The 20,937-nt window shown below is 46.1% G+C and carries 20 protein-coding genes; 17 read left to right on the plus strand and 3 right to left on the minus strand.

The features are described from left to right. The first annotated feature begins 81 nt into the window (after positions 1-81). The 6 genes from OGH69_RS02150 (at position 82) to OGH69_RS02175 (ending at position 6,948) form a co-directional block, all read left to right on the plus strand. Positions 82-1,599, plus strand: a complete 1,518-nt coding sequence (locus OGH69_RS02150; RefSeq protein WP_265172791.1) for a helix-hairpin-helix domain-containing protein — start codon at positions 82-84, stop codon at positions 1,597-1,599. Positions 1,600-1,613: 14 nt separating this feature from the next. Beyond that, positions 1,614-2,633 carry a TerC/Alx family metal homeostasis membrane protein gene (locus tag OGH69_RS02155; RefSeq protein ID WP_265172792.1) on the plus strand — a complete coding sequence of 340 codons (1,020 nt, stop codon included), beginning with the start codon at positions 1,614-1,616 and terminating at the stop codon, positions 2,631-2,633. A 338-nt stretch (positions 2,634-2,971) separates the two neighbouring features. Beyond that, positions 2,972-3,718 carry a 3-oxoacyl-[acyl-carrier-protein] reductase gene (fabG, locus tag OGH69_RS02160; RefSeq protein WP_265172793.1) on the plus strand — a complete coding sequence of 249 codons (747 nt, stop codon included), beginning with the start codon at positions 2,972-2,974 and terminating at the stop codon, positions 3,716-3,718. A gap of 29 nt (positions 3,719-3,747) precedes the next feature. Next, positions 3,748-5,775 carry a hypothetical protein gene (locus tag OGH69_RS02165; protein WP_265172794.1) on the plus strand — a complete coding sequence of 676 codons (2,028 nt, stop codon included), beginning with the start codon at positions 3,748-3,750 and terminating at the stop codon, positions 5,773-5,775. 79 nt (positions 5,776-5,854) lie between these two features. After that, positions 5,855-6,274: an META domain-containing protein gene (locus OGH69_RS02170; protein WP_265172795.1), complete on the plus strand. Its 420-nt coding sequence runs from the start codon at positions 5,855-5,857 to the stop codon at positions 6,272-6,274. Positions 6,275-6,276: 2 nt separating this feature from the next. Then, on the plus strand, positions 6,277-6,948 hold the full coding sequence (locus OGH69_RS02175; RefSeq protein ID WP_265172796.1) for a DUF2461 domain-containing protein: 672 nt from the start codon (positions 6,277-6,279) through the stop codon (positions 6,946-6,948). A gap of 22 nt (positions 6,949-6,970) precedes the next feature. Here the strand turns inward: OGH69_RS02175 and OGH69_RS02180 are convergent, their stop codons facing one another. Both OGH69_RS02180 and OGH69_RS02185 read right to left on the minus strand, forming a co-directional pair. Then, positions 6,971-7,369 (minus strand): glyoxalase, encoded by a 399-nt coding sequence (locus OGH69_RS02180; protein ID WP_265172797.1) that lies wholly within the window; start codon positions 7,367-7,369, stop codon positions 6,971-6,973. A 74-nt stretch (positions 7,370-7,443) separates the two neighbouring features. Next, the gene (locus tag OGH69_RS02185) at positions 7,444-8,736 is read right to left on the minus strand and encodes an OmpA family protein (protein WP_265172798.1); all 1,293 of its coding nucleotides are present in this window, start codon (positions 8,734-8,736) and stop codon (positions 7,444-7,446) included. Positions 8,737-8,868: 132 nt separating this feature from the next. Between OGH69_RS02185 and OGH69_RS02190 the strand changes: the two genes are divergently transcribed. From OGH69_RS02190 to OGH69_RS02200, 3 genes are all read left to right on the plus strand, one after another. Continuing rightward, positions 8,869-10,221, plus strand: a complete 1,353-nt coding sequence (locus tag OGH69_RS02190) for an NAD-dependent succinate-semialdehyde dehydrogenase (RefSeq protein WP_265172799.1) — start codon at positions 8,869-8,871, stop codon at positions 10,219-10,221. Between the two features lie 155 nt (positions 10,222-10,376). Continuing rightward, positions 10,377-11,822, plus strand: a complete 1,446-nt coding sequence (locus tag OGH69_RS02195; protein ID WP_265172800.1) for a glycoside hydrolase family 30 protein — start codon at positions 10,377-10,379, stop codon at positions 11,820-11,822. Positions 11,823-12,021: 199 nt separating this feature from the next. Next, the gene (locus OGH69_RS02200) at positions 12,022-12,462 is read left to right on the plus strand and encodes a hypothetical protein (RefSeq protein ID WP_265172801.1); all 441 of its coding nucleotides are present in this window, start codon (positions 12,022-12,024) and stop codon (positions 12,460-12,462) included. 194 nt (positions 12,463-12,656) lie between these two features. On the opposite strand, the gene OGH69_RS02205 is transcribed toward OGH69_RS02200, so the two are convergent. Then, positions 12,657-12,935, minus strand: coding sequence for a hypothetical protein (locus OGH69_RS02205; protein ID WP_265172802.1), 279 nt, complete (start codon positions 12,933-12,935; stop codon positions 12,657-12,659). 191 nt (positions 12,936-13,126) lie between these two features. Between OGH69_RS02205 and OGH69_RS02210 the strand changes: the two genes are divergently transcribed. The 8 genes from OGH69_RS02210 (at position 13,127) to sucD (ending at position 20,906) form a co-directional block, all read left to right on the plus strand. After that, positions 13,127-14,368 carry an HD domain-containing protein gene (locus tag OGH69_RS02210; protein ID WP_265173099.1) on the plus strand — a complete coding sequence of 414 codons (1,242 nt, stop codon included), beginning with the start codon at positions 13,127-13,129 and terminating at the stop codon, positions 14,366-14,368. A 199-nt stretch (positions 14,369-14,567) separates the two neighbouring features. Further along, positions 14,568-15,593, plus strand: coding sequence for a UDP-3-O-(3-hydroxymyristoyl)glucosamine N-acyltransferase (lpxD, locus tag OGH69_RS02215; RefSeq protein ID WP_265172803.1), 1,026 nt, complete (start codon positions 14,568-14,570; stop codon positions 15,591-15,593). 12 nt (positions 15,594-15,605) lie between these two features. After that, the gene (locus tag OGH69_RS02220) at positions 15,606-16,994 is read left to right on the plus strand and encodes a bifunctional UDP-3-O-[3-hydroxymyristoyl] N-acetylglucosamine deacetylase/3-hydroxyacyl-ACP dehydratase (protein WP_265172804.1); all 1,389 of its coding nucleotides are present in this window, start codon (positions 15,606-15,608) and stop codon (positions 16,992-16,994) included. A gap of 11 nt (positions 16,995-17,005) precedes the next feature. Next, positions 17,006-17,797 (plus strand): acyl-ACP--UDP-N-acetylglucosamine O-acyltransferase, encoded by a 792-nt coding sequence (gene lpxA / locus OGH69_RS02225; protein WP_265172805.1) that lies wholly within the window; start codon positions 17,006-17,008, stop codon positions 17,795-17,797. Between the two features lie 133 nt (positions 17,798-17,930). Then, entirely contained in the window at positions 17,931-18,497 is a 567-nt protein-coding gene (efp, locus tag OGH69_RS02230; protein ID WP_265172806.1) for an elongation factor P, read from the plus strand. A 127-nt stretch (positions 18,498-18,624) separates the two neighbouring features. Next, positions 18,625-19,554, plus strand: a complete 930-nt coding sequence (locus OGH69_RS02235) for a UDP-3-O-(3-hydroxymyristoyl)glucosamine N-acyltransferase (RefSeq protein WP_265172807.1) — start codon at positions 18,625-18,627, stop codon at positions 19,552-19,554. Between the two features lie 2 nt (positions 19,555-19,556). Further along, positions 19,557-19,919, plus strand: a complete 363-nt coding sequence (locus OGH69_RS02240) for a nuclear transport factor 2 family protein (RefSeq protein ID WP_265172808.1) — start codon at positions 19,557-19,559, stop codon at positions 19,917-19,919. Between the two features lie 114 nt (positions 19,920-20,033). Next, positions 20,034-20,906, plus strand: a complete 873-nt coding sequence (gene sucD / locus OGH69_RS02245; protein ID WP_265172809.1) for a succinate--CoA ligase subunit alpha — start codon at positions 20,034-20,036, stop codon at positions 20,904-20,906. Positions 20,907-20,937 lie beyond the last annotated feature (31 nt).

A 20,937-nucleotide genomic window follows, 5' to 3' on the forward strand; every position in this document is an offset into this window, starting at 1 on the left:
TGAGAAACATAGGCTATGTACCTATGTGGTTAAATTGTTTTCAACATGTGGCCTGATCGGAGCCACATTTTAAAAGTATAAATGGAAATAAGGACTGTACGTTCGGTGAACGACCCCAATAAAACCTATGAGCTTGTCGATAACGGCGAGCCGATGCGCGGCGGGATGAAGGATGTGTACTTCAGCCCGGATAAGTCGTATGTGGTGGCGTTTTTCCGCGATAAGCTCGACGATAACCAAAAGGAGCGCCTCAAGCGCATTACCAGCTACTACCTGCCCCAGATTAAGAATAAGGAGGCCGCGGACTATTACCTTGAAGAGGTGTTCCGCTGGCCAACGGATGTTGTCGATTATCAGGGGCTGACGGGCATCATCGTACCTGCTTACAAAGGCAAGTTCTTTTTTGCCAAAGGCCATGAAACGGGTGACCTTATCAAAGGCAAGGAAAAGAATGGGAAATGGTTTGCCGCCGCGAAGTTCCGGAATGAGCAGTTCCCGCTCAGGGTGGCCAAATCGGAGCTGGGCAACTGGCTGAGCTATTTCCAGATATGCGTGAACCTGGTGCGCGGCGTAAAGAAAATGCACGCGATGGGTTTGGCGCACTCTGACCTTTCCTACAACAACGTACTGATTGACCCTGTGGAGAAAGCAGCCTGCATGATCGACCTGGACGGGTTGGTAGTGCCGGGACTATTCCCCGCGGAAGTGATCGGTACAGCCGAATTCATCGCACCCGAAGTTTTGGCAACAAAGCATCTGGACAAGAATGACCCTAACCGGAAATTGCCCAGCAGGCTGACCGACCTGCACGCGCTTCCGGTACTGATATACATGTTCCTGCTGCACCGCCATCCGCTGAAGGGCGGGAAAGTGCATGACCTGGACACCGAAAAAGACGACCTGCTGTCGATGGGGGAGAAGGCGCTGTTCATTGAGCACCCGACCGACCAGACCAACAGGCCAAAACCCAACCGCTTCTCGAAATGGGACATGCCATGGGCGGACATTAATGCATTGCCGTATACCATTACAGGACCATACCTGACGGAGATGTTTAACCGTGCGTTTATTGAGGGGCTGCACGACCCGCAACTGCGCCCGCCTGCCGAGGCCTGGGAACAGGTACTGCTGAAAACGGTAGACCTGATGCAGAAATGCGAAAACGCCAATTGCTCCCAGCAATGGTATGTATTCGACAACTCGAGCGCGCCGAAATGCCCGTTTTGTGGCACAAAGCATCAGGGAACATTGCCAATGCTCGATTTTTATTACGAATTTAGCCCCGGCGTATGGAAGCCGGACAACCAAAGGCTGATGGTGTACAACAACCAGTACCTTTTCAACTGGCACGTGAACCGCAATATTGTGCGAAACGAAAGGCTCGACCCGAGGGAGAAGATCCCGGTAGGGTATTTTACTTTTTTTGAAGGCAAGTGGGTGTTTGTAAACCAAAAACTGGAACACATGAAGGATGTGACCGAAGGAAAAGACGTTCCGACAGGATCGATGGTGGAACTGACGAACGGAAAGAAAATACTGCTATCTTCGCAGGAAGGAGGCAGGCTTGCACTGATCACCATTACTAATAATAACAATTAACACTAACATTTGAGATGCAGACAGACAGTTTTTTTAACCACCCGGGACTGATAGCCGGTTTTGCGGTAGTGGTCATCATCATGCTTTTGCTTGACCTTGGCGTTTTCAATAAGAAGAGCCATGCCGTTACAAACAAAGAGGCCATTATCTGGTCCCTCGTATGGATTTCTTTATCAATGGTATTCAGCGGGGTAATCTACTGGGTATTTAGTGCTGAATCGCCGGAACTGGCCCTTGAAAAGTTTTCACAGTTCCAATCGGCGTACTGGATTGAAAAAGCCCTATCGGTAGATAACCTTTTTGTATTCATACTCGTATTCGGCTTTTTTAATGTACCGAAAGAGAACCACCACAAAGTACTGTTCTGGGGTATCATTGGAGCGCTGGTGCTTCGTGCGGTATTCATTTTCAGCGGCGTAGGGCTTATCAAGCTTACCTATCTACCGGAGATGAACATTTTTGGTTACGATGTGAAGATCAATGTGGTAATGACGCTGTTCGGTATCTTCCTGATCTATGCAGGTATCAAATCATGGTTTGCCGATGATGATGACGATGAGGAAAAAGACTTCAACACAAGTCCCGGCGCAAGGGTAGTGCACAAGTTCTTTAAAGTAAGCAAAAACTACGATAAGGATAAATTCTTTACCATTGAGAACGGTAAAAAACTGGCCACGCCGCTATTGGTGGTAGTGGGGGTTATCGAGTTTACCGATCTTCTTTTCGCAGTGGATTCGATCCCGGCTATCTTCGCCATTGCACCGGACGACCCGTTCATCCTGTATACATCGAACATTTTTGCGATACTGGGGCTAAGGGCGCTGTACTTCCTGTTGGCGAACTTTATCCACCTGTTCAGCAAATTAAAATACGGCCTTGCCATTATCCTGTCGTTCATCGGCGTGAAAATGGTCATCGCACCCATATTCCATATCGAATCCATCCATTCGTTGATGGTGGTTGGCGGTGTATTGGTGCTTTCGGTTATCGCATCGTTGATGTTCCCGGACAAAAAAGAAGAAACTGCGGAGTAACTACAGGAGTTTTATAACTATGATTAACCTGACATGTTAAAAACCTGTCAGGTTTTTTAATGTTTAACCTCACCCCAACCCCTCTCCAAAGGAGAGGGGCAAGCTTCACTCGAGCGGAAGCTGTGGATATAAATTACTAATTCTTATCGTTACAGTGAGTCTTGTAACGATTTTATTGTCGGCATCCGACTCCCCTCTCCTTTGGAGAGGGGTTGGGGGTAAGGTCTGAAAAGATTTAACTCGTAAGTTTATCAGGAAATCTAACATCCCTATATAGGTAAATTAAATATACTCTTATTATATTTGCTGTTCTTACAGACAAAACTAACGTAACAAACATGAAACTATTACAAGGAAAAACGGCTATCATAACCGGCGCGAGCAGGGGCATAGGCCGTGGCATTGCTGTTGTTTTCGCACAGCACGGTGCCAATGTGGCATTTACATACAGCGCTTCGGTTGAGGCGGCACAGGCACTGGAGGAAGAACTAAAAGGATACGGCATATCGGCGAAAGGCTACCAAAGCAACGCGGCCGATTTCAACGAGGCACAGAAGCTGGTTGACGATGTTGTGGCGACTTTCGGTACTGTGGATATACTTATCAATAATGCCGGTATCACCAAGGATAACCTCCTGATGAGGATATCGGAAGAAGATTTCGACAAAGTGATCGAGGTGAACCTGAAATCGGTTTTCAACATGACCAAGGCCGTACAGCGCACGATGCTCAAGGCACGCAGCGGGTCGATCATCAACATGAGCTCGGTAGTGGGTGTGAAAGGCAATGCCGGGCAGACCAACTATGCGGCTTCAAAGGCCGGCGTGATCGGGTTTACAAAGTCGGTAGCGCTGGAACTGGGTTCAAGGAACATCCGCTGCAACGCTATTGCACCGGGCTTCATTGAGACCGAAATGACCGGCAAGCTGCCTGAAGACGTGGTTAAGGGCTGGGCCGAAGCGATTCCGTTGAAGCGCGGCGGTACGCCTGAAGATGTAGCGAATGCCTGTGTATTCCTGGCTTCGGACATGGCTGCCTATGTAACAGGACAGACACTGAATGTGGATGGCGGAATGCTTACATAATAAAAATCTGAAAAACGCGATACTATAGAATGACTGCATCCACTGTTTTATGGCTACTACTGTCGGCACTGGCAGCATTTGCATTATCGTTTTACCAATATCTTTTCAAAGCCAAAAAGAGAAGCAGGCTGCATATCTTTTTGGCTTTGCTTCGTTTTATAACTTTGTTCTCGATTTTCGTACTGCTCATCAATCCGGTGATTACGCACAAAGACCTTGAAACGGTAAAAACGCCACTGCCTATACTGCTGGATAATTCGCAGTCCATAAAAGAACTCGGGCAGGATTCACTGGCAAAGCAATTGGCTGAGAAACTCACATCGAACAGTGCTTTAAAGGACAAATTCGATGTACAGCTCTATACATTCGATGAAGGGTTTGAGTCGGGTAAAGCCCCTGATTTTACCGGAAAGCAAACACATATTGACCAGGCGGCACAAAACCTGACGCAATTGTACCGCAATGCGGCCTATCCGGTGGTAATGCTGTCCGATGGCAACCAGACCATAGGCAATGACTATGTGTACAGCTTCCGTGAAAATACCTCAGTTTACCCATTAGTCTTAGGTGATACCACCACATTCCTTGACCTTCGGGTAAGCCAGGTGAATGTGAACAAGTATGCTTTTTTAAAGAATAAGTTCCCTGTTGAAGTATTCCTGCAATACAGCGGCAACAAGAATGTGAATGCTGTTTTTAGCATCATGCAGGGCAATTCTGTACTGAGCAGGCAGAACGTTGCTTTCTCAAAAGATAAGAAAGCACAGTCGCTCTCTGTCCTTTTGGATGCTTCCAAAGCGGGCGTTCAGACTTTTAAAGCCGTTATCTCTTCTGCGGAAGCTGAAAAGAACAAATACAACAACACGAAGAACTTTGCGGTGGAGGTTATCGACCAGCGTTCGGAAGTGGTGTTGGTGGCGTCGGTCAACCACCCCGACCTTGGCGCACTGAAGCGTTCCATAGAGACTAACCAGCAGCGCAAGGTCACGATACTGAAACCTAACGAGTTAAAGTCATTGCAGGATTACAATGTGCTGATACTGTACCAACCGGATGCTTCGTTCCGCCAGCTTTTGGAAATGAATAAGGGCGCGGGGCTAAATACCTTTACCATTACCGGACTTTCGACCGATTTCAATTTACTGAACCAAACACAGAACCAGCTCAGCTTCAGGATGAGTTCGCAGCGGGAGGATTACCTTGCCGATTTTGAGGGCCAGTTCAACCTGTTTGCGGCTACGGACATAGGCTTTGGGCAGTTCCCTCCATTGCAGCACCCGTTCGGGACCATCACACCAAAGGAGAATACGAACGTGCTGTTGCAGGCTCGCATACGCAATGTGCGTACCGAGAACCCGCTAATGGTCTTTTCGGAGAACGGTGGACAGCGCAGTGCCTTCCTTTTAGGGGAGAACATCTGGAAATGGAGGATGGAAAGCCACCAAACTTCTAAGTCGTTTGAGCAGTTCGATATTTTCATGGATAAGACGATACAGTTTTTGGCATCGAACTCTAAGAGAAAATCATTGGTCGTAAACCATGAAAGCTTCTACAATTCGGGAGAGGTAATACAAATTACGGCACAGTACTTCAACAAGAACTATGAGTTTGAGGAGAATGCCCGCCTGTCAATACAGTTAAAGAACAAACAGACCGGTGCCTCCAAAAGCTACGACTTCCTGAAAGGCAGCAATGAGTATAAGGTAAATCTTGACGGGCTTGCCGCGGGGCAGTATAGCTTTACGGTAAAAGAGGCTTCATCTAATACCTCGTATAACGACTCGTTTGAAGTGCTGGACTTTGAGATTGAAAAGCAGTTTGTGAACCCTGACCTTGCGCGGTTGAAGCAAACGGCGGCCAATACCGGGGGGGCGGTGTATTATCCTTCACAGGCGGATGAGCTGGCGAATTTCCTTTTGAAGAATGAGGACTACAAAGCCATACAGAAGGAAATCATCAAAAAATCGCCGCTCATTGACTGGGTGTGGCTATTGGTTATCCTGGCAGTATCGCTTGCGGCGGAATGGTTTGTGCGCAAATACAACGGACTGCTGTAAGCAGTACTAAAGTTATTATAAATCCTATTTTTCTTACTGTAATTGTTTTTAAATTTGGTAAAACACTAAATTTGAAAACATGAAAAAGATTATCGCAATTTTCAGCATAGCGGTTTTAGGCCTTACAGGATGTGGCGGAGCCAAATCTGTACACGCAACGGATATGCTTACCGCTACCGTATGGGAACTATCCTCCATTAACGGTAAAAAGGTAGATGCAGCAAGCCTCCCTAACGGCGTTCCGACTGCAACATTTGACAAGGAGCACAAGATTTCGGGCAACAGCAGCTGCAATGGCTACGGAGGCTCGTACAACCTTAATGACGAAGGAGGCATGAACATAAGCGAGATCATGTCAACAAAGATGTACTGTGAGGGCAGCATAGAGAACGAATATTTTAAAGCACTTGAAAAAATAAACGCGGCCAAAGTAGACAAGGACAAACTTACCCTGATGGAAGGTGTGGATGAGCGCCTTGTTTTTGTGCCTAAAAAATAATTATGATTACAAAACCTGTCCTCGACTTTTTAAAGGACTTAACTGAGAACAACAACCGCGAGTGGTTTGCAGATAACAAAAAGGCTTTCCAGGCGAATGACGCACTGGCAAAGTCTTTTTTTAATGAAGTGTATGAAGAGCTGCGCAAGCTGGACTCGATTGATAAGATGCAGATTTTCCGCATATACCGCGACATCCGTTTTTCAAAGGATAAGACTCCCTATAAGAACCATTTTAGTGTTTGGTTTTCCCGTACTAAACCGGCACTACGCGGCAGCTATTACCTGCATATCCAGCCGGGAGGCAACAGCTTTATGGAAGGAGGTTTTTGGGAACCAGATGCACCCGATTTGCTTCGCATACGCAAAGAATTTGAGATGGATGACAGTGAAATCAAAAGTATTACATCTCACCCAAAATTCATTGAATACTTTGGAGCGCTCAGAGGGGAAGGGGTGAAAACTTCACCCAAAGGCTTTGATAAGGACCACCCCGCCATTGAGCTGATCAAAAAGAAGCAGTTTTTATTAGTGCGGAACTTTACCGATAAGGAAGTACTGTCCAAAAACTTTAAGGAAGAAGTGATTGCAACGTTTGAGGCGATGCGCCCTTTCTTCGACTACATGAGCGATGTGCTTACTACCAATCTTAACGGGGAAAGCATAATAGAGTAAAGAGGGCATGAGCCCTCTTTTTTCATTCGGGTTGCGCAAGCAGTTGCACCTGGTCTTTCAGCCTTTCAATAAGCAGGTTCATCATGCGCTTGTTCAGGTTGGACGAGTTGAGTATGTATTCCCTGAACTCCTCTATGGTAAACATTGCCATTACCATTCCCTTTAACGCATTACGGAATTTGATGTCCTTATGTACGGCATTGTCGATAAACTGCATTTTCTTTTCGATAGAAAATGAGTAGAAATCGCTTTTGGATTTATTTACATAATTGAGGAAAGATTCTATAAAAATATCATTTTGGAGCTTCAGGATAGGTCTTATGGTTTGGTTTTGAAATATTTCTTCTTTACCTGACTGGGGGAGTATCTCGCCTATGGCTTCCCCCCGCAGGGCCAGCAGCCCATTATCGCGATCGTTCATCTTGTTTTCTTTTAAAGATAAAAAAAAACCTCTGCATTAAGCAGAGGTTTTATATATAGTTATTAACTATTCTGTTATTTCAGTACGAAAGTTACCCTTCTAACTGTTTGGCGTACCGCTTTGGTATCGTTGCCAAGGCTTTGTGAGCCGTTGCCTACGATATTAAGCCTGCCTTCTTCAATGCCTGCGTCAACAAGTATTTGCTTAACGTTTTTAGCCCTTCTTTCAGACAGATCCTTGTTGTAATCAGAGTTACCAACTTCGTCAGCATATCCAATTACGTCAGCCGATTTGTTCGGGTTCTCTTTCAGGTATTTGATAAGGAAATTAATACCGTTTACAGACTGTGCGTTTGGTGTATCTTTATTAAAGTCGAAGTATACATTCACGTAACCATCGTTGATAAGCTGCTCAACACCGGCCCCAACCTGCTGGATTTTTTGCTCCATCTGCTTGTTGTTATTTTCAATGTACGACTCCAGCTCATCCGGCACACCATTTTGGTTCCTGTCGATAGTCCTTCCTTTGCTGTCTACTGCTACACCTGTAATAGTGTTAGGCTCACTGTCAAGGTAATCCGGCACGCCGTCCTTGTCAGTATCGTTCATCATGGTCTCAAGCTCAGCAAGACGGTCTTCCATCTCTATCAGCTCGTTTGATTTCTCTTCAACATACCAGTCAGCATGCTTTTCGTGCTTACCCAGGTAAATGGATAGGCCTAACGTAGCGGTATATAGTGTACTGTCAAAACCCTGAAAGGTCTTTTGGCTTCCGTCTTCATTATTGTATGGCCCGCCATCCCAGGTCCTGTGCTGGGAAAAGTTATTGTACATGGTAAAATCGGCATTGAAGGCTACCCTGTCAGTTATCCTGAACTGGCCGGTCATACCTATAATAAAGCTACCGATCCTGTCTTTTGCATCAGGATTTAAAATCCCGCCTTCACGTGTGTCAGTCTTGATCTGGCCTACGCCTATACCCATGTGCCCTAAAAGGTTTAGCCTTTTAGTCCATGTTTGAAAATCCATGATGCGGCCAAGGTTTGCATATCCCTGAAGGTTAATGCTCATTACTTTGGTTTCAAATTCAAGGCTTCCGCTACCATCGTCATTAAGAACGTCGTATCCACCTTGTAATTTAAGACCAAATTTGTTGTTGAACATGTACCTGAAACCAAGGTCAGCATGGAACAAATTGGTTACCTGCATGTGGTAGCCCGGAGTCATCGGATTGGCAGCCTTATTGGTACCAAAAGCAGCGTCAATGGACCACTTATTGTATTCATTGACCGCTGAGCCTTCTTCCTGGGCTCTTAAGGCAGCAGGAGCGAGACATAGCATTAATAATGGGAGTACAACTTTCTTCATAATAATTGTTTATTGTTTATCAGTATTATTGGCTATTATCTGGTATAGATAATATGAACGGGGCAAAAGTAAAGATTTTTATTTTAAGAAATAGTATTACTTTTATGACGAAAATTTTAACAAAAGTAAAAAATGTTTTCTATAACTAATCCTTTTAACAAAACTTTTTTGTCAAATCACGAATATTTTTCTGAATATCAGGTGAGTACAAAACTGGGGTTGGCCGGTAAAGCTTATGCCGGATGGAGTGAACTATCAGTTAATCAACGGATTAATTTTATAAAAACTTTAGTATTTACCTTAACAAAACAACAACATTTACTGGCCGAGAAATGCACTTTGGAGATGGGGAAGCCTATTGCCCAATCTGTCGCAGAAGTAAGTAAATGCAGGATGCTTTGCGAATTTTATATTGAGAATGCAGAAGGTTTTCTCATCGGAAAGGAAATCAATACAGATGCCTCAAGCAGTTATGTTACTTATGAACCTTTGGGGGTAATACTGGGTGTGATGCCCTGGAATTTCCCTTACTGGCAGGTATTCCGGTTTGCCATACCTGCACTTATCGCAGGTAATACAGTAGTTGTAAAGCATGCGTCCAATGTTGCCGGGTGCTCAATACTTCTTGAAAATCTTTTTCTCGAGGCAGGTTTTCCGGAAGGTGTATATACCAACCTTATTATTTCCGGTGATCAGGTGGAGGGCGTTATCAATAACCCCATCATAAAAGGCGTGTCGGTTACCGGCAGCGAAAAGGCCGGCACGGCTGTAGCTTCGGCGGCTGCCCGGCAGGTAAAAAAAGCGGTTTTGGAGCTGGGCGGAAGCAACGCATTTATTGTTTGCAGTGATGCTGATTTGGAGAAAGCGATTGAGGTAGGTGTGAATGCCCGCATGCAGAATACCGGACAAAGCTGCATTGCTGCCAAACGGTTTTTAGTACACCAATCCGTGTTTGAGAAATTTACAGAAGGTTTTAAACAACGCATAGAAGCGCAAAAGGTGGGTGACCCTATGGACGATGCAACAGAAATTGGGCCCATGGCGCGTGAAGACCTGGCGGTGGAAGTGGAGAAACAGGTTAACGATTCTGTCGCGATGGGAGCTAAGGTCCTTTCAGGCGGAAAACGGAAGGATGCATTTTTTGAGCCTACGCTGATTACAGGGGTTACAACAGATATGCCGATTTTTAAGCAGGAAGTTTTCGGGCCTGTCGCCGCCGTAATGCCTTTTGATACATTTGAAGAAGCGGTAGCGTTAAGCAATTCTACCGAATTCGGCCTTGGTGTTACTGTATTTACACGGGATGTTGAGGGCATCCGAAAAAAGATACACCTTTTTGAAGAGGGAGCCGTATTCATCAATGCAATGGTGAAGTCAGATCCTGCCCTGCCTTTCGGAGGGGTAAAGAAGTCCGGATTCGGGCGTGAGCTTGCAGAGAACGGGCTTAAAGAGTTTGTAAATGTAAAAACGGTTTACATAAAGTGACAGGGAATCGTCCGAAAGTTGCCAAATATAAGATGAAACTTACAGATAGTTGCGAGGATGGCAAAAATGGCTCTGACACCCTGTTAAAGTTGATGTATCGGATAGTGCAATAGTGTAAAAGTGCTATTTTTAGCGCCTTAATCCAAAATACATCAATGAAGAAATTATTTGCCATTCTTGGTTTATCAGCACTTACTTTACTACAGTTCAATTGCTCATCGTCCGATGGTGACAATCCGCCGACGGATACCACTGACGATACTCCCGGGCCGGGTACCAATGAGGTTGACTTCTGGCTTACCAACAATGCCGGAACCATCAGGCTTACAAAACAAAATACGGTTCTCGATTTTGGTACGGTAGACAATACGCTCCCTACAATAGAGGTGAATGAAGCATCAACGTTCCAGACGGTAGATGGTTACGGCTATACCCTAACCGGAGGCAGTGTACAGGTCATCAATAACCTGAACGCTGCACGCAAGCAGGAATTGCTCCAGGAGCTTTTCAGTACTACTGCCGGTATAGGGGTAAGCTACCTGCGCATCAGCATAGGTGCATCCGACCTGAATACAGCGCCGTTTACCTATAACGACATGCCTGCCGGGCAAACCGATCCGGCGCTTGCCAACTTCAGCATAAATAATGACAGTGCCCTGGTAGCCCTGCTAAAGGACATCCTGGTTATAAATCCCAACATAAAAATTGTTGCCACTCCATGGAGCGCACCGGTGTGGATGAAAGACAACGGGAGCTTCGTAGGAGGCAGTCTCCAATCGCAATATTATGATGAGTATGCCCAGTATTTTGTAAAATATATCCAGGCCATGCAGGCACAGGGGATAGCCATTACAGCGGTTACGCCCCAGAATGAGCCACTGAACCCATATAACAACCCAAGCATGCTGATGCAGGCAACTGAGCAGGCTAACTTTATAAAAAACAACCTGGGCCCGGCATTCCAGTCGGCCGGCATTACGACAAAAATAATTACTTACGACCATAACTGCGACCAGCCTTCCTATCCCATTTCGATACTGAATGACGGTGCAGCCAAGGCTTTTGTAGACGGGTCTGCCTTTCACCTCTATGCAGGAGACATAAGTGCCATGACAACAGTACACAATGCGCATCCTGACAAGAATGTATATTTTACCGAACAGTACACTGCGGCGACCGGCAACTTTGGCGGCGACCTGAAATGGCACCTTAAAAATGTGCTGATAGGGTCAATGCGCAACTGGAGCAAGAACACGCTGGAGTGGAACCTTGCCAGCAACAGCACCTGGGACCCGCACACCAATGGCGGATGTTCTGATTGTAAAGGAGCGATAACTATAATAAGCAGCGATAACTATACACGGAATGTAGCCTATTATGTAATTGCCCATGCTTCAAAATTTGTACCGGCAGGTTCGGTGCGCATTGGCAGCAACATTTCGGGCAACCTGCAAAATGTAGCTTTTAAAACCCCGGAAGGAAAAATTGTACTCATTGTTGAAAATGATGGTGCCGGTATCGAATTTTTCAATATAAAGCATAATGGTGAGTGGGTAAGAACAAGCCTTGAGGGCGGGGCGGTAGCCACCTATATATGGTAGTTTTTGCATTTGAGTAATATACAAAAAGCACGGCAACTGTCGTGCTTTTTTATTGACTGTCAATTGTGTAGGGTGTTTTTTACATACGTAAAACTTAACATTGGGTGATTGTTTTATTGATTAATTTTGTTAACGATTAATTTACAATAGGTTAATAATAGCCTTTAACCCAAAAGGAATACTTAAAAATAAAACAGAAATGAGACAGCCCGCAAAGAAGACGCCCGAAACCCCGGAAACAGAAAATACAGCCCCCGTAGCTGAAACAAATAATGCTCCTGCACAGGAAACCATGCCTGCAGCTGAGGAAAAACCAAAACCTGTGCGCAGGAGGCCTGCCCCTGCCAAAATAGAGGAGCCTGAAGTGGCTGCGCAGGAAGTTGTTGAGAAAGCAGAGGCGCCTGCTGAAGAGTCCGCACAGGAAACTGTTGCCGAAGTAACCGTGGAAAAGTCTGAAAAAGTAAAGGTTAAAAAAGATAAGTCCGGTAAAAAAGATAAGAAAAAGGACAAGGACAAGAAAAAGAAGAAGAAAGCCAAGGCTAAAAAAAAGGAAAAAGCTAAAAAGAAAAAGGCTAAGGCCAAAGCTAAGAAGAAGGAAAAGAAAAAAGCCAAAGCTAAAAAGAAAGGAAAAAAGAAGTAATCTTCTATACAGACGGAGCCTTAGGGTTCCGTTTTTTTATTCGCTATCCCGAAATTTCCCAACCTGTGGTCCGGTCAAAAAGAAAGGGCCGGATAGCCAGCCTGACTTGCAATCTGGAATCTGAAATAAAAAAGCCCTGCAAATTCCTTTGCAAGGCTCTCCTTCAATAACCTAAGTAACAAAAAATAACGTTATTATTGTTCTCCGGTACTTGTTGAAGTTTTCTTGGCAGCTTTCCTGTTATTGTCTGTACTTGTTATTTTTATGTGCTCTTCGCGTTTTTGCTTTTCCAGTTCTGCATGGCGCTCCTCTTCTAGCTTTTGCCTTTCCTCAAGGGCCTGCTTTTCGTGCAGCTCCACCTGTTGCTGTGTGATTACAGGCGGCATACGCTGGGTTGTGTTCTCCTTTTCCTGTGCTGCTGCGAGTGCTGTAAAAGCAATAAGCATTGTGTATGTGAATATGATTTTTTTCATGGTGCAGCACTTTTGTTTCATAAAATTAGGCATTCTGTACAGAAGTTTCATAGCGTAATCTGTTGATTAACCTGAGTTTAACGATGATTAATAATTTAAGTTAACAATCCCTACGCGTTGTGTTAAAAATCCGTACCCTGCCACGCCACGACGCAGTGTTAATCACTATCTTTGCCGTAAATTGCCTTACAGTGAGCGAGATCAACAAGCTTAAAATACTCAACGACCCTATTTACGGGTTCATATCCATTACCAATCCGCTGGTGTACGACCTTATCCAGCATCCGTACTTTCAACGCCTGCGCCGCATATCGCAAATGGGATTGTCCTATTTAGTATATCCCGGGGCGCACCATACACGGTTTCACCATGCTTTGGGCTGTATGCACATCATGCAGAAGACCGTTCAGGTGCTTAAATTCAAAGGCATAGAAATATCTCCTGAGGAAGAAACCGCACTCGACATTGCCATACTGCTGCACGACATCGGGCACGGGCCTTTTTCGCATGCCATGGAACACAGCATAGTCGAGAATGTAAGCCATGAGTCCATATCATTACTGTTCATGGACTGGCTGAATGAGGAGTTTGGTGGAAAACTGACTCTTGCCATCCGGATATTCAGGGGCGAATACCACCGCAAATTCATGCTGCAGCTCATTTCGAGCCAGCTGGATATGGACCGTATGGACTACCTGAAGCGCGACAGCTTTTACAGTGGCGTGGCCGAGGGCAACATTAATAGCGAAAGGCTCATCCAGATGTTTAACGTGCACGATGATACCCTGGTGATAGAGGAGAAGGGGATTTATTCGGTAGAGAAATTCCTTGTAGCGCGCAGGCTGATGTACTGGCAGTGCTACCTGCACAAAACCAGCGTGGCTGCAGAGCTTATCCTTACAAAAATATTGAAGAGGGCCAAAGAACTCACCCAACGGGGGGAACGTCTGGACGCCAGCGCACCGCTCCGTTTTTTTCTTGAGAACAAAATAACCCTTGAGGATTTCGATGATGATGTGCTGAAGAAGTTTTCTTACCTGGACGACTTTGACATCATGTGTGCCATCAAGTCGTGGCAGTTCCATGACGACCATGTGCTGGGCGAACTGAGCCGGATGATCATCAACCGGGACCTTTTGAAAATAAAGATGCGCGCGGAAAAGGTAGACAAGGCACAGGTGGATGTTTTGCGCAAGCAGCTCACCGCAAAGCTGGGCATAAGCGAAAAGGAAGCTGAATATTTCGTATTTAAAGGGAAGATAAAGAACCAGGCGTATACCAAGACCGGTGAGCCGATACATATATTAAAGAAGGACAAGACGATTGAGGATGTTGTGGAGGCTTCGGACCAACTGAACCTAAAGGCGCTCTCCAAGCCCGTGACCAAGTATTACCTGTGTTTTCCAAAAGTGCTTTTGGAAGAAACGATTTAACCACATAGATACATAGGATTATCTTTGTGGTAAATGATAAAGTTTTTATAGTCAACATAGTGAAGCAAAGCTTCAAATTCTATGAGTTCTTACTATAACATAATCAATGTACTTTTTGATCAATTTATATTTCTATGTGCCTATGTGGTTAATTTTAAAAGTGGACAGCAATTTAATTTAATTTTATATTTTTGTCGGGATGAAATTTACAGCAGAACAGATAGCAGGAATACTGGAAGGCGACATTGTGGGAAATCCGCAGGCCGAAGTATACAAGCTGGCTAAAATAGAAGAGGGCACCGATGGTTCCCTTACCTTCTTGGCCAATCCTAAATACCTGCCATACATATACTCTACCCAGGCCACCATCACCATAGTGAACAGGACATTTGAGCCTGAAAACGGACTCACCACCACCCTTATAAAGGTGGATGATGCCTACCAGTCCTTTTCCAAACTTTTGGAATACTACAACCAGGTAAAGCTGATGAAAAGCGGCATCGAGCAGCCATCGGTCATTTCCGAAGGCGCTACGTACGGCGACGGATTGTACCTGGGCAGCTTTTGCTACATTGGGAAGAATGTAAGGATTGGCAACAATGTAAAAATTTACCCAAACAGCTTTGTGGGAGACAACGTGACCATTGGCGACAATACCATATTGTTCGCGGGCGTGCGTGTGTACTCCGAAACCGAGATCGGGAATAACTGCACCATACATTCGGGAGCGATAATCGGATCTGACGGATTTGGTTTTGCCCCGGGCGAAGACGGTAGCTATACCAAGATCCCGCAGATTGGCAATGTCATCATTGAGGACAATGTAGACATAGGTTCCTGCACCACGGTAGACAGGGCAACATTAGGGTCGACCATCATTAAAAGAGGCGTTAAGCTCGACAACCAGATACAGATAGCCCATAACGTGACCATCGGCGAAAATACCGTTATCGCCTCGCAAACCGGTGTGGCGGGTTCAACCAAGATAGGCAGGAACTGCGTCATCGGAGGGCAGGTGGGCATTGTAGGGCATATTACCATTGGCAACAATGTGCGCATACAGGCGCAATCGGGTGTGGGCAAGAGCATCCCTGACGGCGAGATCATACAGGGCAGCCCGGCGCTAGGATATTCCGATTTCAACAAATCGTATGTCCACTTCAGGAACTTCCCTAAGATCGTGTCGGACATAGAAGAACTCAAGCAACAGATAAAACAACAATAAACAGTATAGGTAATGGTTAAACAAACCACAATCAAAAGCGAAATATCCCTGAAGGGTGTCGGCCTGCATACAGGCAAGGAAGTTACAATGACCTTTAAGCCGGCTCCTGTAAACAACGGATATACTTTTGTAAGGGTAGATTTGGAAGGTCAGCCCGTTATTGAGGCTGATGCCAATTATGTTGTCAATACCCAAAGGGGAACGAACCTTGAAAAGAAAGGTGTCAGGATACAAACCTCCGAACACGTTTTGGCCGCATTTGTAGGCTGCGACGTAGACAACGTGATTATAGAGCTTGATGCTTCCGAGCCACCGATAATGGATGGCTCGTCCAAATTCTTTGTCGAAGCCATAGAGAAAGTTGGGGTAGAGGAGCAGGACGCCGAACGCGTTGAATATATCGTTAAAGAGGTGATTTCTTATACCGACGAAACAACCGGCAGTGAGATTATCGTGATGCCTGCAGATGAGTACCAGGTAACCGCCATGGTTGATTTCGGTACAAAAGTGCTGGGTACGCAAAACGCCACCCTGAAGCATATCAGCGATTTCAAAAAGGAAATATCCGAATCAAGGACCTTTAGCTTCCTGCACGAACTGGAAACCCTTCTGGACAACGGCCTGATCAAGGGCGGCGACCTAAATAACGCCATTGTATATGTAGATAAGGAAATATCTGCGCATACCATGGAGAACCTTAAAAAGGCTTTTGGCAAGGAAAGCATCACAGTAAAGCCCAACGGCATACTGGACAACCTTACACTACATTACCCCAACGAAGCCGCACGCCACAAACTGCTTGACGTGATTGGCGACCTTGCGCTTATCGGCACACGCATTCGCGGAAAAGTAATTGCCAACAAGCCCGGCCACTTTGTAAATACGCAGTTTGCAAAAAAGATGTCTAAGATCATCAAGATCGAGCAGCGCAACCAGGTGCCGGTTTACGACCTGAACAAGGAGCCGCTGATGGATATAAACAAGATCATGAGCATCCTGCCGCACCGCCCGCCATTCCTGCTGGTCGACAAGATCATTGAAATGAGCGACAGCCATGTTGTAGGCCTTAAGAACGTGACCATGAACGAAAGCTTTTTCGTAGGCCACTTCCCGGGGGCGCCGGTTATGCCGGGTGTGCTTATCATTGAAGCCATGGCACAGACAGGCGGAATCCTTATCCTGAGCTCAGTGCCGGATCCGGAAAACTACCTTACTTATTTCATGAAAATTGACAATGTAAAATTCAAACATAAAGTGCTTCCGGGCGATACGCTTGTATTCAAGTGTGACCTTATATCCCCGATACGCCGTGGAATTTGCCACATGCAGGCCCATGCCTATGCCAATGGCAAGCTTGTAGCCGAAGCAGAACTAATGGCCCAGATTGCCAGAACCAACTAAATCAAGACTAAATGAACCAACCGTTAGCATACGTACATCCGGGCGCAAAGATTGCCAAAAACGTGGTAATTGAGCCTTTTACCACCATACACAATAATGTGGAGATAGGCGAGGGAACGTGGATAGGCTCCAACGTTACCATTATGGAAGGCGCAAGGATAGGTAAAAACTGTAATATATTCCCCGGGGCAGTGATCAGCGCGCCGCCGCAGGACCTTAAATACCAGGGTGAAGATACCACTGCTGAGATTGGCGACAACACAACCATCAGGGAGTGCGTAACCATCAACAGGGGGACTTCTGACAGGATGAAGACCGTAATCGGCAAGAACTGCCTTGTGATGGCCTATTCGCATGTGGCACACGACTGCCTCGTGGGCAACTACTGTATCTTTTCCAATAACACCAACCTGGCCGGCCACATTACCGTGGGCGACTATGTGGTGCTTGCGGGCATGGTAGCCGTGCACCAGTTTTCAACCATCGGCAACCACGCCTTTGTAACAGGGGGCTCACTGGTGCGTAAAGACGTTCCGCCTTATGTAAAGGCAGCACGCGAGCCGCTTAGCTATGTGGGCATCAACTCTGTAGGGCTTCGCCGCCGTGGTTTCTCATCGGAGAAAATTACCGAAATACAGAACATTTACCGCATATTGTACCAAAAGAACTACAACGTCTCGCAGGCCCTTGAGATCATCGAGGCCGAGATGGAGGCAACCCCGGAGCGTGATGAGATCATCATGTCGATACGCAACTCGCCTCGTGGCGTAATGAAAGGGTACACGGGAGGTAATAAAGAGTAAAAGGTTTATTTGGTTATTTGTGGATTTGGTAATCTGTAAAAACGCCTTCAAAGGCCAAATAACCAAATCCACAAATAACCAAATCGACACATCAACGAATAAACAAATAAACAAATAAACAAATAAACTAAAAATGGCAAGTACATCAGATATCAGGAACGGCCTTTGCATCAAGTTCAACAACGATATATACAAGATCATCGAATTCCTTCACGTAAAACCGGGCAAGGGACCTGCTTTCGTAAGGACAAAACTGAAAAGCCTTACCAACGGCAAAGTGCTGGACAATACCTTCTCTGCGGGCCACAAGATCGAGGACGTAAGGGTAGAAACGCACAAGTTCCAGTTCCTTTACCCTGAAGGCGACCAGTACCACTTCATGCATGTGGAGACGTATGAGCAAATTTCGCTTCACAAAGACATCCTTGACGCCCCGGACCTTTTGAAAGAAGGCGAGAACGTAATGGTGATATGGAATACCGAAACCGACGCACCGCTATCTGTAGACATGCCGGCTTCAGTTGTCCTTGAAGTGACGTATGCCGAGCCGGGCGTAAAAGGAAACACTGCCACCAATGCTACCAAACCTGCAAAGGTTGAGACGGGCGCCTCGGTTAACGTGCCGCTTTTCATCAACGAAGGCGACAAGATCAAGATCGATACGGCTACCGGGCACTATATGGAGCGCGTAAAAGAATAGTTTATTTGGTTATTTGTGGATTTGGTTATTTGGCTTTTGAGCATGTCTGCTTACAGATAATCGAATTACCAAATCCACGAATAAACGAATTATCGCATCCACAAATAACCAAATCCACGAATTAAAAATGAAGTTCCCAAAAGTCTATCCTTTAAAAGAAATTGCGGCAATCATCGGTACAAGCTATGTGGGCGATGATAACTTTCCCGTACACGGCATGAACGAGATCCACGTGGTGGAGCCGGGCGATATCGTGTTTGTGGACCACCCGAAGTATTATGACAAGGCATTGCAGTCGGCAGCGACCATTGTGCTTATCAACAAAGAGGTGGACTGCCCGGAGGGAAAAGCGCTGCTTGTCTCGGATGACCCTTTCAGGGACTTCAACAAGCTGACAAGGCATTTCAGGCCCTTCATGTCGTCTAACGCATCCATTTCGCCATCGGCAGAAATAGGTGAGGGTACGGTGATACAGCCGAATGCTTTTGTGGGCAATAATGTGAAGATCGGCAAAAACTGCCTGATCCATTCCAATGTAGCCATTTATGACAATACGATCATAGGTGACAACTGCATCATCCATGCCGGGACAGTGCTTGGCGCGGATGCCTTTTATTACAAAAAACGCCCTGAGGGCTTCGACCAGCTGCTTTCGGGCGGGCGCGTAGTATTGCACGACAATGTGGGGATTGGCGCCTTGTGTACGATAGACAAAGGCGTTACGGGCGATACCACCATTGGAGAAGGCACAAAGATCGACAACCAGGTACACCTTGGCCACGATACCGTAGTGGGCAAACGATGCCTTATCGCGGCGCAAACCGGTATTGCCGGCTGTGTGGTGATTGAGGATGAAGTAACCATTTGGGGCCAGGTGGGCAGCACGAGCGGCATCACGATAGGTACGAAAGCCATTGTACATGCGCAGTCGGGAGTAAGCAAATCGCTCGAAGGCGGCAAAGTATACTGGGGTACCCCTGCACAGGAAGCCAGGGAACACATGAAACAGCTGGCCAATGTAAAACGCATTCCGGAATTATTCGAAAAACTGAAATAATCATGACTGCTAAAGAACTTGTAACGGAGTATTACGAGTCCGGCGCGTCCAGGACCACCGAAGGCATCAGGCGATTTTTGCATGATGAAATGTCGCTGAAATGGCACAGTTCCAAAGGCTACCTGCAGCTTGAAAAAAGCGATGTACTCGCTTTGACCGCCGAACTGGAGAAATCCTATTGCGCATCAAGGCTGGACATAAGCCATATCATTGGCGAAGGTGACACGGTATCCGTGCGTTATACCCATTACGTCAATGCATTTGAGAACCCGCACGAAGAGATGGTGCTGGCACATTTTGTAGTTATTTGGGAAGTGAAGGACGGAAGGCTGTACAATGGCTTCCTGATGAGCCAGCTCGGATAGCGAAACTTCATTTTCGTAAAAATATCTTTATAAAAATCGGCTTAAATGCTATATTATATTTTGCAAAAACCCTATTTTTGCGTCACCATTTAAAAATAATCTAAAAAACATATCATGAGTGTTCTGGTAAATAAAGATTCCAAAATAATTGTTCAGGGATTCACAGGAAGCGAAGGTACATTCCACGCTACCCAAATGATAGAGTATGGCACTAACGTTGTAGGTGGTGTTACCCCGGGTAAAGGCGGTACTACGCACCTTGACCGTCCGGTGTTCAACACTGTAAAGGACGCTGTTGAGATCGCAGGCGCCGATACTACCATCATCTTTGTTCCGCCGGCCTTTGCTGCCGACGCAATTATGGAAGCTGCCGAAGCAGGAATCAAAGTGATCATTACCATCACTGAAGGCATACCTGTTGCGGACATGATCAAGGCTTATGATTACATACAAGGCAAAAACTGCCGCCTGATAGGCCCTAACTGTCCGGGTGTAATCACTCCGGGAGAGGCTAAAGTAGGCATCATGCCGGGCTTCGTATTCAAAAAAGGTAAAGTGGGCATCGTTTCAAAATCAGGTACCCTTACGTATGAAGCTGCCGACCAGGTGGTGAAGCAGGGCCTTGGCATTACGACTGCCATCGGTATCGGTGGTGACCCGATCATCGGTACTACGACCAAAGAAGCTGTAGAACTATTGATGAACGACCCTGAGACAGAAGCCATCATCATGATCGGTGAAATTGGCGGACAGCTTGAGGCTGATGCTGCGAAATGGGTGAAAGCTGACGGTAACCGCAAGCCTGTAATTGGCTTCATTGCCGGAGAGACTGCCCCTAAAGGCCGTACCATGGGCCACGCCGGTGCTATCGTTGGCGGTGCCGACGATACAGCGGAAGCTAAAAAACGCATCATGAGGGAAAACGGCATCCACGTGGTTGACTCTCCTGCTGAAATAGGCAAAAAAGTAAAAGAAGTATTAGGATAATTTAATCCTGATTCAAGATATAAAAGGCTGT

Origin of the sequence: Flavobacterium sp. MFBS3-15 (genome assembly GCF_026107645.2) — a bacterium.
Taxonomy (GTDB): Bacteria; Bacteroidota; Bacteroidia; order Flavobacteriales; family Flavobacteriaceae; genus Flavobacterium.